Raw genomic sequence first — 14,171 nt, 5'->3', positions numbered from 1 at the left:
GAATCTGAAGCCTACCGAATGACCAAAGACGCGCATATTTCTGACCTGGAAAAAGAATTGCAGGAGACCAAAAAGCAGCTGGCGTTCTATAAAGACCGGTGTAAAAAGTCTGAATCAAATGAAAGAAGGCTTTTTCATGAAGTTTATCAATACAAGGAATTGATTCATTCTTCGACGGCTCTGATCACTCTTTTACTGGGACCAGATTTCGTTATTGATTTCGCCAACGATGCCATTCGGAAAGTTTGGGGAAAAGGAGACCAGGTGACGGGGAAGCCGCTTTTGGAAGTGTTGCCGGAGCTAAAGGGAAAAGAGATAGAAGATTACCTCAATTTTGTATACCAGACCGGTGAAACCTTTGAAGCTTTTGAAGAGCCGGTCGAGCACATCATTGACGGCGAGAAGGTGTTGTACTATTTCGATTTCACGTATCAGGCACAATATGATCTTAATGGAGAGCTCGTGGGAATTGGCGTTTTTGCCCAGGATGTGACAGAAAGAGCCATTCTGAACCAGAAGATCAAAAAGAATGAAAAGGAGTTTCGGGAACTTGTAAACCTCATGCCGCATAAGATCAGTGTAGCAAACAGTTTGGGCGAGACCATTTTTTATAACCAGGCCTGGCTGGATTATGTAGGCAAATCCATGAACCAATTTCTCGATACGAACTGGACGGAAGTGGTTCATCCTGATCATACCGCTGAAATTGAGCATATTTTCTCAGATTTTCTTCCGAAAGGTGAGGACTTCAAGATCGAACTGAAACTCAAAAGTAAAACCGGGGATTACCTGTGGCATCTTTGCCAGGTCACCGCGATCAAAGATGAACATGGTCAGGTGAATTCCTGGATCAGCAGTAGTACCGAAATTCAGCAACTGAAGGAAGAAGAGGAGAAGCAGGAAGCCTTTTTGAAACTGGTAAGCCATGAACTGAAAACACCTGTTACTTCAATCAAGGGTTATATTCAGCTTATTCAAAGTATGACCGGGAAGGAAAACGAGCAGAATAAGACGCTCAAACCTTACTTGAAAAGAGTGGAAGACCAGGTGGAAAGACTCATTCATCTTATTTCTGAGATGCTCGATCTTTCCAGGATCGAGCAAAATGAACTGGAACTCAATAAAACCGAATTCGATTTGAACCGTCTTGTGGAAGAAGCAGTTGAGGATATCTGCTACACCAATCAGGAAGTTCGCATCAATATTCACCACGAAGATGAATTCCAGGTTTTGGCAGATCGCAACAGGATCGAGCAGGTGATGCTTAATTTTCTAACCAATGCTATCAAATATTCCCCCGAAAATAAGCATATTGATATTCGTATTTTCAAGCGGGATAAAAATTCGGTAGGCGTTAAAATTAAAGACCATGGGCTTGGAATTTCCCGCAAAGACCGGCAGCATATCTTCCGACGATTTTTTCGGGTAGAAGGCAAAAACCAGGACACCTATTCAGGCTTTGGAATTGGCCTGTATCTTTCCAATGAAATCATTGAACGTCACAACGGCAAAATTTTTGTAAAAAGTAAGGTGGGAGAGGGTTCTGAATTTATTTTCACCCTACCTTTAAACCAAAATTAAATTATGGCAAGAATCCTGATCGTAGATGATGATCAAACTATCGGCTTAATGCTTAAAGATATTCTTGAATTCAACGGTCATGAGGTGAAGGTATCTCAGGAACCTCGACGCACCAAGGAGATTCTTGCGGAATATGATGCGGAACTGATCCTGCTGGATAAACTGATTTCAGGAGTGGATGGTACCGATGTGTGTGCCGATCTCAAAAGAGATGATCGATTTGAGCAAATTCCGGTTATTATGATGTCTGCGCTGCACAATGTGAACGATATTTGCAAAGAAGCCGGTGCCACCGAATTTCTGGCGAAACCCTTTGATATGAGCAGCCTTACCGATCTCATCGACCGGGTTTTGAGCACTAAGGCCTAATTTTGCTGAAAATGGTCATTGCAGATATAGCCGTATTGGGTTGGATAAGTTTTTTCTCCTTCTGATGATCGTAAATTCGCCATTTTCGCTTATCGTACTCCAGGGCAGTTAGGTTTTCCACCCAGTCGCCTGAGTTCAGGTAAAGACAGGTTTCATTCTTCACGATTTTTCGGATCATTTTTGGCTGATGTATGTGACCGCAAATCACGTATTTATATCCCTGTTCCACAGCTAGTTCAGTAGCTGTTTTTTCAAAATCTGAAATAAATTTCACCGCTTTTTTAACGCTGTTTTTGATGCGTTTGGATAAAGAATACTTTTTGTGGCCGGTTTGTACCAGGATCCAGTTTAGAAATCGATTGATCAGAATCAGCAAATCGTAGCCCCAACCGCCGAGTTTGGCGATCCATTTGGCATTGTGTACCGAAACGTCAAAAACATCTCCATGGAAAAACCAGGCTTTTTTTCCGTCGAGTTCCAGAATGAGCTTGTTAACAATCTGGAAATCGCCCATCACACTTCCGCTGAATTTCCTGAGCATCTCATCATGGTTTCCGGTAATATAAATGACCTGGGTGCCGCTGGTATGGAATTCGATGATCTTATGGATCACATCCAGGTGGGCCTTTGGAAAATAACTTTTCCGAAATTGCCAGATATCGATGATATCCCCATTCAGAATAAGTTTTTGGGGCTTGATGGAATTCAGATATTCCAGGAGTTCCCTGGCGTGGCAGCCGAATGTTCCAAGGTGAACATCTGATATGACAACTATTTCCGGTTTTCGTTTTTCGGGCAATGCAGAATGGTTTTTTCAAAATTCCCGAAAAAATTGTTCTTCAAGCTTAAAGCAGAATTATATCAAAATTATCAGAGTATTAAATTCTTCAGGCTATGTAAGGACAAGATTAAGTGATATTCCATTTTTAAATATTCTCTTAAAAAATTACATTTGTTCAAAATCCTTCAGATGCCCGGAAATTCCTTCGGAAAAATTTTCAGACTTACGACATTCGGCGAATCGCACGGAGTTGCGATTGGCGGAATCATTGACGGCTGTCCCGCCGGTATACCATTAGATTTAGAAATGATCCAGCAGGAACTGGACAGGCGCCGTCCAGGGCAGTCGGCTATCGTGACTCAGCGAAAAGAGCCCGATACGGTAGAGTTTCTTTCAGGAATTTTTGAAGGGAAGACTACGGGTACGCCTATTGGTTTTGAGATCAGGAACGCCAACCAGAAGTCTAAAGACTATTCGCATATCAAAGATACGTACAGGCCTTCGCATGCCGATTATACGTATGACGAAAAATATGGTGTACGGGACTACCGCGGCGGCGGAAGATCTTCTGCGAGGGAAACCGCATCCAGGGTCGTTGCCGGAAGTATTGCCAAACAGCTACTGAAGGATGTAAAGATCACTGCTTTTGTGACTTCAGTTGGAGATATGGCACTAAAAAAACCAATTTCTGAGCTGGACTTTTCAGAAATTGAAAAAAACCCGGTACGCTGTCCAGATGCTGAAATGGCTGCGAAAATGGAACAATTCATCAAAGAAATTCGTTCCGAAGGAGATACGGTTGGCGGAGTAGTGGAATGCGTGATCAGTAATGTTCCAAAAGGATTGGGCGAGCCGGTATTTGATAAACTTCATGCAGAGCTCGGAAAAGCGATGCTTTCGATTAACGCTGTAAAAGGTTTTGAATACGGAAGTGGGTTTGAAGGTACAACCATGAGAGGCAGCGAACATAACGACCAGTTTAACCCGGATGGAACCACCAAAACCAACCTTAGCGGTGGAATTCAGGGTGGTATATCCAATGGAATGGATATATATTTCAAGGTTGCTTTTAAACCGGTGGCCACTTTGATGCAAAAACAACAAACGATTAATAGCAGTGGGGAAGAAGTAGAGATGATGGGGAAAGGAAGACATGATCCCTGCGTGGTGCCGCGCGCCGTACCTATTGTGGAAGCCATGGCTGCATTGGTCCTGGCCGATTATTTTTTGCAGAACAAAACTTCTAAAATCTAAACATTCAGAAATCAGGATATGAAAAAATTAGCACTGCATTGGCAAATATTACTGGGCATGGTTGCCGGAGTTGTATTTGCATTGATTTTGACCAATTTTAGCTGGGGCCCTGAATTTGTGAGCGACTGGATCAAGCCTTTCGGGAACATTTTCATCAATGCCCTTAAATTGATCGCAGTGCCACTGATCCTGGCGTCACTCATCAAAGGGATTTCAGACCTTAAAGACATCTCGAAACTCTCAAAAATGGGATTTCGAACTATCGCAACTTATATAATAACCACGGTCATCGCAGTTTCAATTGGCTTGGTGCTGGTGAACGTGATTGGGCCAGGAAGAACCATCAGTCAGGATACCCGGGAAGACCTGATTGCCAGTTATGAAGGTGATGCCTCTGTGCGAATTACTGATGCGGAAAAACAAAAAGATGCCGGGCCGTTACAAGCCCTGGAAGACCTGGTACCGAGTAATATTTTTGGCGCTGCCAGCGATAATGGAAATATGCTTCAGGTTATTTTCTTCGCGATTTTCTTCGGAATTGGATTGATCTTAATTCCGGAACAAACAGCCAAACCGGTAAAAGACTTTTTTGATGGCTTCAACGAAGTGATCCTGAAATTGATCGATCTCATTATGCTTACCGCTCCTTATGGAGTATTTGCCCTCCTGGCTGCACTGGTTGTGGAATCACCCAGTACCGATCTTTTTGCTGCCCTGGCCATGTACGCTTTGACAGTTTTGATAGGCCTGGCATTGATGATAGGTGTTTACGTTCTCTTAGTATGGATATTTACAGGAAACAAGCCTTCATTTTTCATCAACGGAATTGCTCCGGCACAATTGCTGGCTTTTTCTACCAGTTCAAGTGCGGCTACGCTTCCTGTAACCATGGAGCGGGTAGAAGAGCATATGGGCGTTCATAAAGAAGTTACCAGTTTCGTTCTGCCAATCGGAGCTACTATCAATATGGATGGAACCAGCCTGTACCAGGCTGTGGCAGCAGTGTTTATCGCCCAGGCTTTTGGAATGGATCTGAGTCTTGGTACCCAAATGGGCATTATCGCGACGGCTACTTTAGCTTCCATAGGTTCAGCTGCAGTCCCGGGAGCGGGAATGGTCATGCTGGTGATCGTGTTGGCACAGGCAGGTATTCCTGAAGCCGGTCTAGCTTTGATCTTTGCGGTAGACAGGCCTTTGGATATGTGCCGTACCACTGTAAATGTGACGGGTGATGCAGCGGTTTCGCTGATGGTCGCCAAATCAGTTGATATGATGGGGCCACCAAACGTGAAGGAATGGGATGATGAATACCATCCAGAATCTGAAGATACTACCGAAACCAAATAATCAGTCCAGACTTAGTCCAGGAATTTGGATTGTAATTCTGGAGTAGGGATCATGCACTGATCTTTTTTTCCAAACCATCTGTACCTGTAATGTCCAATAAGGTTATAAACCGGGTCTCTCAGAAATTCCGGTAAGTGTATAAACAGGTATAAAAAGGAATAACCTCCGGATAGATGCTTGGCAATTTCCAGTGCTGCCGTGGATTTTCGATAATAAGCCACCCCCGGATCGATCAGGATTACGGACTCCAGCTTTTCAGGATCAAGACCACGTTCCATCAGAAGTTTTCGGCCGGTTTCACTCTGCAGAGAAGCAAACCGAAAAAGATCATTTTTATCATGCTTAATGATCAACTGAATAGCCGAATTACACAGGTTGCAAACACCGTCAAACAGGACAATTTTTTTATTTTCTGCTAACTGTTTCATTTCTTCTTTGCCGCCTGTACCAGTTCCAGTTGATCTACTGAAACAGAGGTTGTGAACATCCCGTAATTCACCAGAGCTTTACCTTTTTCGATAGTATCGATTGATCCCACAGCTTTCCCATCCTGCAATCGCACACGGTCGCCCACCTTGAGCTTCGCTTTGGGTTTATTCTGTTCCTGTTTTTTCAGGACCTGTTCTTTCTTTTTTTCTTCCTGTTTTTTCTCGCGAATCGGAGCTATCTCTTTCTGGGCAGCTTTCTGAATTTGTTGTTCTTTGGCTTTTTGAGCCTGTTGCTGCTTTTTAGATTCCTTCTTCCGCTTGGAATTCTCGATCTCCACGATCTTCAGCATTTCTCCAATAAGTTCTCGTTTTTTCTTATCGTTAAAATATTTCTTACTGAGATCATCGAGTTTTTGACCCAGGTAGATCAGGCGCTGGTTGGAATCGTACAATTCCTGATAGTCTTCCAGTTTCTGCTGGATCCTGGAGTTGATCTCTTCCAGTTTTCCCTGTTGAGCCGCTGTCTTCTGTTCCTTCTGTTTTAGAGAATCGGTTGTTTTGCGTAATTCGGAACGTTCTTTCTGAAGTTTGGCAATACTTCTGTCAAAACGTATCTTACCTCTTTCGACCTTCTTTTTGGAACGGTTGATAAGGCTATACGGGATTCCATTTTTTTGAGCGACTTCAAAAGTAAAACTACTACCGGCCTCTCCAACCTGCAATTTATAAACAGGCTCCAGCGTGCGACTGTCAAACATCATATTCGCGTTGCTCATATCTGGCAATTCATTGGCCAGCTTCTTGAGATTCGCGTAATGCGTTGTGAGGATTCCGTAGGAGCCTTTTTCATAAAAGTCCTCTAAAAAAGTTTCAGCCAGTGCACCGCCGAGCTCAGGATCACTTCCGGTTCCAAATTCATCGATTAGGAAAAGGGTTTTGTCATCACATTTCCGAAGGAAATAATTCATGTTTTTGAGTCGGTAACTGTAGGTGCTCAAATGATTTTCTATCGACTGGTTGTCGCCAATATCGGTGAGTATTTTTCTGAAAAGGCACACGCGGCTGTATTCGTGAACCGGAATAAGCATGCCGCTTTGCAGCATCACTTGCAATAATCCCACGGTTTTCAAAGTGATACTTTTTCCACCGGCATTAGGTCCTGAAATAACAATAATTCGGTTATCAGGACTCAGTTCTATAGACTGCGGAAAAGTTTTTTCACCTTTGCGTTTGTTATTCAGATAAAGAAGCGGATGGTATGCTTCCTGCAAATGCAATTCCCGATCTTTCGAGACCTTTGGAAGCACCCCGTTTATTTTCTCTGCAAATTTAGACTTTGCCGCGATCACATCAATATCACTCAGTAATTCCTGGTATTCTATAAGGTGTTCACGGTAGGGTCTCATGAACTCTGTAAGTTCCTTCAGAATTCGTTTAATTTCCTCTTTTTCCTCATACTCCAGGTTATTCAACTCCCGGGTGTATTGATAGGTTGTTTCAGGTTGAATATAGACGATGCTCCCGGTCTTGGAGTTTCCCATGATGCCACCTTTCACCTTGCGGCGATACATGGCTTTAACCGCCAGAACCCGAACATTTTCGACTACACTTTCCCGGATATCGTCTAAATAACCGTAAGAATTGTAAGTAGACAGAGCAGAAGCAAAACTGGAATTGATCTGCCCTTTTACAGAATTAATCGAGCGCCTCAGGTTTTGTAAGAGGGTAGAGGCATCATCTTTCATTTCCCCAAAACGGTCTATTACCGAGTTGATCTTTTCCGGGATATCCTGGTTGAATTCAACAGTTGAAACAGTTTCAGAAAGACTCGGGTAAATTTCTGCGTATTTCTGGAAATACTTCAGATGGGTGTTGACCGTTTCGGCAATAGAAGCGATCTTCCGAAAACCACCAATTTCAATGACTGCTCCCTCGATATTCAGCAATTTGATCTCCTGTGCTACGGAATCAAATCCGTGATTGGGAATTGGCTTTTCCTGGTGTTTGGAACCCACATATTCATTGGTCTGGTTCAGACCGAAAATGGTTTTTTGGTAAGTTGGATAAGGTGTGATTTCTAAAGCCTTTTCTTTTCCAAGCCCGGTCACGCAAAGTTCACTGATGTGTTGCCTGATTACCGGGAACTCCAGATCATCCAGACTTCTCGAACTAATTTTTATCATATCAATTTTTCCCTACTTTTGAGGACTCGCAAAGTTACTCAATTCTCATGAACGTAAGAATACACCCAAGCTGGAAAAAGGAACTGGAAATAGAATTTGAAAAGGATTACTTCAAGAATTTAACCTATTTCGTCAAAAATGAATATAGCGAGCATAAAATTTTTCCACCGGGTAAGGAGATTTTCGCTGCGTTTGACCATTCTGCATTTGAGGATACCCGCGTGGTGATCCTGGGCCAGGATCCTTACCATGGGCCAGGGCAGGCGAATGGCTTGTGCTTTTCGGTTCATGACGGAATTGCTTTCCCTCCTTCCCTGATAAACATTTTTAAAGAAATCGAAAATGACCTTGGAAAAGATCTTCCGAAAACCGGAAATCTGGAGCGGTGGGCAGACCAGGGTGTATTATTGTTAAATGCCACGCTTACCGTTCGTGCGCACCAGGCAGGTTCTCACCAGAATAAAGGTTGGGAAATATTTACTGACCGGGTTATTGAGATCATTTCCCAGGAGAAGGAAAATGTAGTTTTTATGCTTTGGGGCGGATATGCAAAGAAAAAAGCCAAATTGATCGATGCTTCCAAACACCTGATACTCACCAGCGGTCATCCTTCCCCCTTAAGTGCGAACCGGGGATACTGGTTTGGAAATTCTCATTTTAGCCAAGCAAATAAGTACTTGGAAAATCATGGCAAAAAGCCCATTAATTGGTAATAATATTTTAAAATATAAGGTTGTTACTATTGAAAAAAGCCGACTCTAAACAGTCGGCTTTTGTATCTAAAATTGGCAGTATTAGAATCTATATCCAAGATTAACCATGACCTGTCCAACTATGGTTGGGGAATTGTCATTCAGAAGGTTTCTTCCAATTCCTCCGCTAAAATCGGCTTTAAAACCTCCGGATGAAATTAGTTTGCCTCCAATACCGAAACCGAGAGCAAAGTCAGTAAAACTTTCATCCTCTTCCATAGAAATATCATTTTCGTAATCGTAGTTATAGTCATAGTTTTTTCCAGAGCTGATCATGGAAAAAGCATGAACGTAAAATCCTCTGGCATAATTGGAGCTAAAAAAATGTTTATACTTTCCAGTGATCGCGAAATCCCTCACAAAATCGTCATTAATCTCATCGCTCAACTGAAACCATAGTTCTGTACTCCAGCTAGAGTCTTCGTTGATATTTCGTTCATAACTAAGATCGAGTGCTCCTATGGCAATAAGTGATAGCGCGTTAATGCTTAATTCGTTCTTTCCTAAATTTTCATTTTGAAGTAAACCAGTTTCTTCATTCCGTATTCCATCTTCATCCTCCTGTTGGGATTGTGCATGGAAACAAAAAATGATGAGGAAAAGGGGTAATAGTAATTTTTTCACGATAGGCGTTTTTTGATTTGTAACCAAAAATAGAATTATTCCTGTGAAATACTATCGTTTAGGTCTAAAAAAAGTGAAGTAATTTATCTCTCGAAACCTTCTGATCTATCAGCCCGAGATTAAAGAGTTGATTTACAACATTTTCAGTTTCTTCATCTGAAATTTGTTGCTGGCTCCATCTTGTAAGATCCAGCCATTTCCTAATGTCTTCCAGCTTTTGCTGATGACGTTCAGCTAATAAAACATCAACTTTTGGCTTCAGCTTAAAATTAGCAGTTTCTGCATTCAATACTTTTAGCATTTTCTGAAGAGCATCTGGTTTTTCAGCAATAGCTTTTTCCGTAGCGGCAATCACAAAACAGGGCCAAGGAGTAGGGCAATCGGCAATCAATCGAAAGGTTTTGTTATCTACCAGCGGTTTGGTGGTGAAATGTTCCCACATGAAATACTGCGCTTCATCGTTTTTCAATGCTTTAATTGCACCATCTACATTATTGATCACTTCAAACTGCAGTTCATCAACATCCCAGTCGTGGTGCTGGGCGTTGACATAAGCCATTAGATGACTTCCGCTGCCAAACCTGCTGATAGCCGCTGTAGTGCCTTCAAGATCCTGAATATCGTGATATTTCGATTCACAGGCTACGTGGATACCCCAAATCAGCGGACTTCCAATATAATTCTGAATGATTTTGGAAGGATTTCCGGCTATAATATCCTTAATAATGCCTTCAGTTAGTATTACCGCCACATCAATTTCTTCATTTCTAAGCGATTTACACATGGCACCGGTTCCTTCGGGATACTCGCGCCATGCTACGTCCAGGCCGGCAGCTTCAAATTTACCTTCCTCGATACATAGATGCCAGGGCAAGTTGAAATGTTCCGGAACTCCGCCTACTCGTATTGTTGTCATGATGTATGTCTTTCTTTGAGATATTCGTATATCTGGTATTGTGAGCGAATCTCAGGTTCTCCCGAAGCTCTTTGAACGTATTCATTTTTTTCTTCGGAATCCTGAATTCGTGCTTTTACATTATCGTTCAGCTGAATTGTAAGAATATCCTTGAATTCCTGCCTGATCTCTTCATCCAGAATTGGGGAAATCACTTCAATTCTTCTGTTCAGGTTGCGATTCATCCAGTCCGCGCTTCCGTAGAACATGAGTTCTTCGCCACCATTTTCAAAAATATAGATGCGCCCGTGTTCCAGAAAACGATCTACGATACTCGTGATATAGATATTTTCGCTCAAGCCTTTGACACCGGGGATGAGACTGGTAAATCCTCGAATGAGCATCCTGATCTCGACACCGGCCTGGCTGGCTTTATATAAAAGATCGATCATTTCTTCATCCTCGAGACTGTTCATTTTTGCCACAATCCGTGCTTTCTTACCTTCCCGGGCGTTCTCGATCTCGTTGTAGATCATCCTGGAAAATTCCTGTCTGGTGCTGAAGGGGGAAATCAGTAAATTCTTCTCCCGCGGAATGATCAACTCTCCTTCCAGCACTTTAAAAAGCCGGTCCATTTCTTTAGTGATATCCTTGTTGGCCGTAAATATGGCATGATCACAATAGATCTTAGAGGTTTCCGCGTTGAAATTCCCGGTGCCGATATAAGAATACCTTTGAGTTTCCTCACCTTCTTCGCGGCAAACCAGCATGATCTTGGAATGTACCTTGACTTTCGGGTAGCTGTAGATCACATGAGCGCCTTTTTCCTCGAATTTTCTTCCCCAGGTAATATTATTTTCTTCATCGAACCTGGCTTTGGCCTCCACAAAAACGGTCACTTCTTTTCCATTTTCGAGAGCCTGCATCAGCGAGGATGTAAGCTGGGATTCATCAGCAACCCGATAAAGTGATATTTTGATATGCGTGACCTGTTCGTCATTCGCCGCCTGGTCCAGAAACTTTTCCAGATATGCAAAAGACATAAACGGAAAATGTATCGATTGATCTTTTTCAGCTATGGTTTTAAAATAATTGGTGCTTTTCTCGAAATTTTTATGTGGCAGGGGAGGTAATTCCTCGAAATGTAGTTTGGGATTATTGGTGGGATCTGGAAAAGACATGAAATCTTTAAAATTGTGGTATTTCCCCCCGGGCATCATATCTATTTTACCCAATCCCAGTAATTTCCTGATCTTCTTCTGAACTTCCTTCGGCATACTCGCATCGTATAACAGCCTGGTTGGTTGCCCGTCTGTACGTTGCTTTAGTGATTCGTAGATCTTTTCAGCCAGCACGCCGCTGTAGATATCATCTATATAGAGTTCGGCGTCGCGGGAGAGCTTAATTTCAAAAATCCCGGTGATCTCATCCTCAGAAAATAAATGATGCATCTCATGCCTGATGATTTCGTCCAGGTAGGTGATATGATGAATTTCTTCGGTGTCTTTGATCATTACAAACCTTCCGCAGTCATTTACCGGGATATTTACTACCGCAAGATGATCTTCATTTTGAAAGGTCACCAAAAAATACAGGATCGAGTTTTCCAGGAAAAGTTCATTTTCCTTCTGTAAATCCAGGCGGATAGGGCGTAACTTTTCCTGCACCTTATTCTGAAAAAATGAGGCTACAAATTCTTTCTGCTGCGTATTGTAATGTTCAGAATCGAGAATGTGAATACCATTTTCAGCCAGTTCCGGAACAATTTCGTCATGGTAAACCTTTCCGAAGCGGTCCTGTTGTTTTTTAACTTCTTCGATGATCTGTTTCGTGATCTTTGAAGGGCGAAGAGCCAGTTTCTTACGAATACTTTTTTTTACACGCTTCATTTGCCGAAGTTGCGACACTCGAACCCTGAAATACTCATCAAGATTGGAAGAAAAAATAGCCAGGAATTTCATCCGCTCAAATAACGGATTGAGATGATCTTCGGCTTCCTGAAGTACACGTTCGTTAAAACTTAGCCAGTTGAGATCCCTGTGCCTGAAACGCTCTTCATTTGGTTGCTGCATGGACGATAGGTTGTTTGATCAAAAATACAAAGTACCTCCTGCTTTGCTGATAATTAATTGTTAAATGAGGTTTAGGAAACGATTCGATCCAGGGTATATTCAATAAGGCCATCGGCAAGTGCAGAAGGATCTTTTGTGAATTCACCTGTGGCGCGGTTGGCCAGAACGGCGTTCATCGAAATGGCCTTGTGCCCCAACAATTTAGACATTCCGTAGATACCGGAAGTTTCCATTTCCAGGTTGGTGATGCGTCTACCTTCATAATTGAATTTAGCGATCTTCTCATTCATTTTTTCATCTGGAATCGGCAATCGCAATACGCGTCCCTGTGGTCCGTAAAAGCCAATGTTTGTCGCGGTAAACCCGGCAACGGTTTCTTCCGAATGCATTTTTTCAAAAAGTTCCGGACTGCCTTCCACTACATACGGAAAAGCTTTTTTGGAAGACCATCCTGTTTGTTTGACGAATTCTTCGGAAATCGCCTCCTTCAGGAACTGTTCACTTTGATAAAAATGAAGAAGTCCGTCAAAACCCATTACCAGTTCGCTTACCAGAAAAGCGTCTACCGGGATATCCTCCTGGATGGAACCGGTGGTCCCTATCCTGATAATGTCAAGACTAGTTAAATTCTCTTTTACTTTTCTTTTCTGAAAATCGATGTTGACCAGGGCATCCAGTTCCGTAAAGGCAATGTCGATATTGTCAGTTCCCATACCGGTAGACATCACGGTGATACGTTTGCCTTTGTAAATTCCCGTATGGATGTTGAATTCGCGTTTATGCTTTTGAACTTCAATTTTGCTAAAATGCCGGGTGATTTTCGGAACTCTCTCCGGGTCACCCACCGTTATAACCGTTTGTGCCAGATCCTCCGGCAGTAAATTCAAATGATATATAGACCCGTCAGCATTGAGGATCAATTCAGAAGCTTGTATACTCATTTTAAAGTTTTAGTAATCTGTGAGATTCAGAATCGTATAGAAAATCAAAAATCCGTGCGCCACCGTAGAACTCGTTATTCTGAAGGTCACGGTAAAAGTTCTTTTTACCTTCCAACGCCTGGTAACCATCCCTGGTTAGACGAATTTGATCTTCTGTTTGCTCATAGAAAATTTTTAATTTATCCAGAAGCCGTTGCATTTGCGAATCGCTGTATCCATAATATCCCTGGTACTGAAGCGCATAGCCTAAAAGGTGATTTTCATTTTTGATCTCATGAGAATCAATCAACCGAAGCACATTGCGTTCCAGGGTGTTGATCCCGGTCACACTATTGGGAAAACGTTCAATGTGAGCCCTGATACTGCTGGATAAATATTCAAAATTGGAATTTGTCTTGATCTTTGGCTTTAACTTCATGGGGTCATTGCCGCAATAAAGTTCCCAGATAAGGTTTGCAATCTCGAGATCGTCATCGCCCAGTTCGATACGCTGATCGTAGTGATTTTGAAGTTCCTTAAGGTTCAAATGGGAAAGTGGCTGTAATTCTTTCTCGCCTTTCAATTTCTTACTGCATACGAGCGACACCGGCTTTTTTGCTTTGTTCTCTGTAAGAAAGCTGATGGCCGCCAGCATATTGATATGGCAAAAAAGATCAAATTCAAACCACAGCACCACGTTATCATAATCCTCGAAATCCTTCAGTTTTTCGACTTCAGAAATAAAACGATCTTCATAATTCTCTGCGCTGATGCCGTAGGTGTCCTGCAGAAATTGTTTCCGGATTTTAAAAAAACTGGCGTTGATCTCTTTTTCCGTAGGACCTTCACACAACAATTCCCGCCAGATAATCGTCTTACCGGGAAGCTGAAGCTGCAACATCTGTTCTGCCAGGCTGTCGCCATTAACTATGTGAAGGGAGTTTTTCATATTTAAAAAAAGCGTG

13 protein-coding genes are annotated in these 14,171 nt (G+C 42.4%); 5 read left to right on the top strand and 8 right to left on the bottom strand.

What is annotated here, in order from left to right:
* The first annotated feature begins 18 nt into the window (after positions 1-18).
* Positions 19-1,581, top strand: a complete 1,563-nt coding sequence (locus GRFL_RS16250) for an ATP-binding protein (protein WP_083645601.1) — start codon at positions 19-21, stop codon at positions 1,579-1,581.
* 3 nt (positions 1,582-1,584) lie between these two features.
* A complete protein-coding gene (locus GRFL_RS16245; protein WP_083645600.1) occupies positions 1,585-1,950 on the top strand; it encodes a response regulator in 366 nt (121 codons plus the stop codon).
* Here the strand turns inward: GRFL_RS16245 and GRFL_RS16240 are convergent.
* On the bottom strand, positions 1,940-2,749 hold the full coding sequence (locus GRFL_RS16240) for a UDP-2,3-diacylglucosamine diphosphatase (RefSeq protein ID WP_083645599.1): 810 nt from the start codon (positions 2,747-2,749) through the stop codon (positions 1,940-1,942). The two genes, GRFL_RS16245 and GRFL_RS16240, sit on opposite strands and share 11 nt — an antisense overlap.
* A gap of 171 nt (positions 2,750-2,920) precedes the next feature.
* On the opposite strand from GRFL_RS16240, the gene aroC reads away from it, so the two are divergent.
* Entirely contained in the window at positions 2,921-3,985 is a 1,065-nt protein-coding gene (gene aroC, locus GRFL_RS16235; RefSeq protein WP_083646216.1) for a chorismate synthase, read from the top strand.
* An 18-nt stretch (positions 3,986-4,003) separates the two neighbouring features.
* Positions 4,004-5,332 (top strand): dicarboxylate/amino acid:cation symporter, encoded by a 1,329-nt coding sequence (locus GRFL_RS16230; protein WP_083645598.1) that lies wholly within the window; start codon positions 4,004-4,006, stop codon positions 5,330-5,332.
* A gap of 11 nt (positions 5,333-5,343) precedes the next feature.
* Here GRFL_RS16230 and GRFL_RS16225 read toward each other — a convergent pair whose 3' ends face one another.
* Together GRFL_RS16225 and GRFL_RS16220 are read right to left on the bottom strand one after the other, a co-directional pair.
* Positions 5,344-5,760 (bottom strand): thiol-disulfide oxidoreductase DCC family protein, encoded by a 417-nt coding sequence (locus GRFL_RS16225; RefSeq protein WP_083645597.1) that lies wholly within the window; start codon positions 5,758-5,760, stop codon positions 5,344-5,346.
* Positions 5,757-7,943: an endonuclease MutS2 gene (locus tag GRFL_RS16220; protein ID WP_083645596.1), complete on the bottom strand. Its 2,187-nt coding sequence runs from the start codon at positions 7,941-7,943 to the stop codon at positions 5,757-5,759. The genes GRFL_RS16225 and GRFL_RS16220 overlap by 4 nt, the downstream gene beginning before the upstream one ends.
* A 47-nt stretch (positions 7,944-7,990) precedes the next feature.
* On the opposite strand from GRFL_RS16220, the gene GRFL_RS16215 reads away from it, so the two are divergent.
* Positions 7,991-8,656 carry a uracil-DNA glycosylase gene (locus tag GRFL_RS16215; protein WP_083645595.1) on the top strand — a complete coding sequence of 222 codons (666 nt, stop codon included), beginning with the start codon at positions 7,991-7,993 and terminating at the stop codon, positions 8,654-8,656.
* An 81-nt stretch (positions 8,657-8,737) separates the two neighbouring features.
* On the opposite strand, the gene GRFL_RS16210 is transcribed toward GRFL_RS16215, so the two are convergent.
* From GRFL_RS16210 to GRFL_RS16190, 5 genes are all read right to left on the bottom strand, one after another.
* Positions 8,738-9,319, bottom strand: a complete 582-nt coding sequence (locus tag GRFL_RS16210) for a hypothetical protein (protein ID WP_139839204.1) — start codon at positions 9,317-9,319, stop codon at positions 8,738-8,740.
* Positions 9,320-9,383: 64 nt separating this feature from the next.
* The gene (locus GRFL_RS16205; RefSeq protein ID WP_083645593.1) at positions 9,384-10,235 is read right to left on the bottom strand and encodes a substrate-binding domain-containing protein; all 852 of its coding nucleotides are present in this window, start codon (positions 10,233-10,235) and stop codon (positions 9,384-9,386) included.
* Positions 10,232-12,286: a polyphosphate kinase 1 gene (gene ppk1 / locus GRFL_RS16200; RefSeq protein ID WP_083645592.1), complete on the bottom strand. Its 2,055-nt coding sequence runs from the start codon at positions 12,284-12,286 to the stop codon at positions 10,232-10,234. The genes GRFL_RS16205 and ppk1 overlap by 4 nt, the downstream gene beginning before the upstream one ends.
* Before the next feature lie 71 nt (positions 12,287-12,357).
* The gene (locus GRFL_RS16195; RefSeq protein WP_083645591.1) at positions 12,358-13,227 is read right to left on the bottom strand and encodes a nucleoside phosphorylase; all 870 of its coding nucleotides are present in this window, start codon (positions 13,225-13,227) and stop codon (positions 12,358-12,360) included.
* Position 13,228: 1 nt separating this feature from the next.
* The gene (locus GRFL_RS16190) at positions 13,229-14,155 is read right to left on the bottom strand and encodes a DUF1835 domain-containing protein (RefSeq protein WP_083645590.1); all 927 of its coding nucleotides are present in this window, start codon (positions 14,153-14,155) and stop codon (positions 13,229-13,231) included.
* Positions 14,156-14,171: the final 16 nt, after the last annotated feature.

The organism is Christiangramia flava JLT2011 (assembly GCF_001951155.1).
In the GTDB taxonomy this organism is placed as follows: domain Bacteria; phylum Bacteroidota; class Bacteroidia; order Flavobacteriales; family Flavobacteriaceae; genus Christiangramia; species Christiangramia flava.
This window is presented reverse-complemented; position numbering and strand designations above follow the sequence as displayed.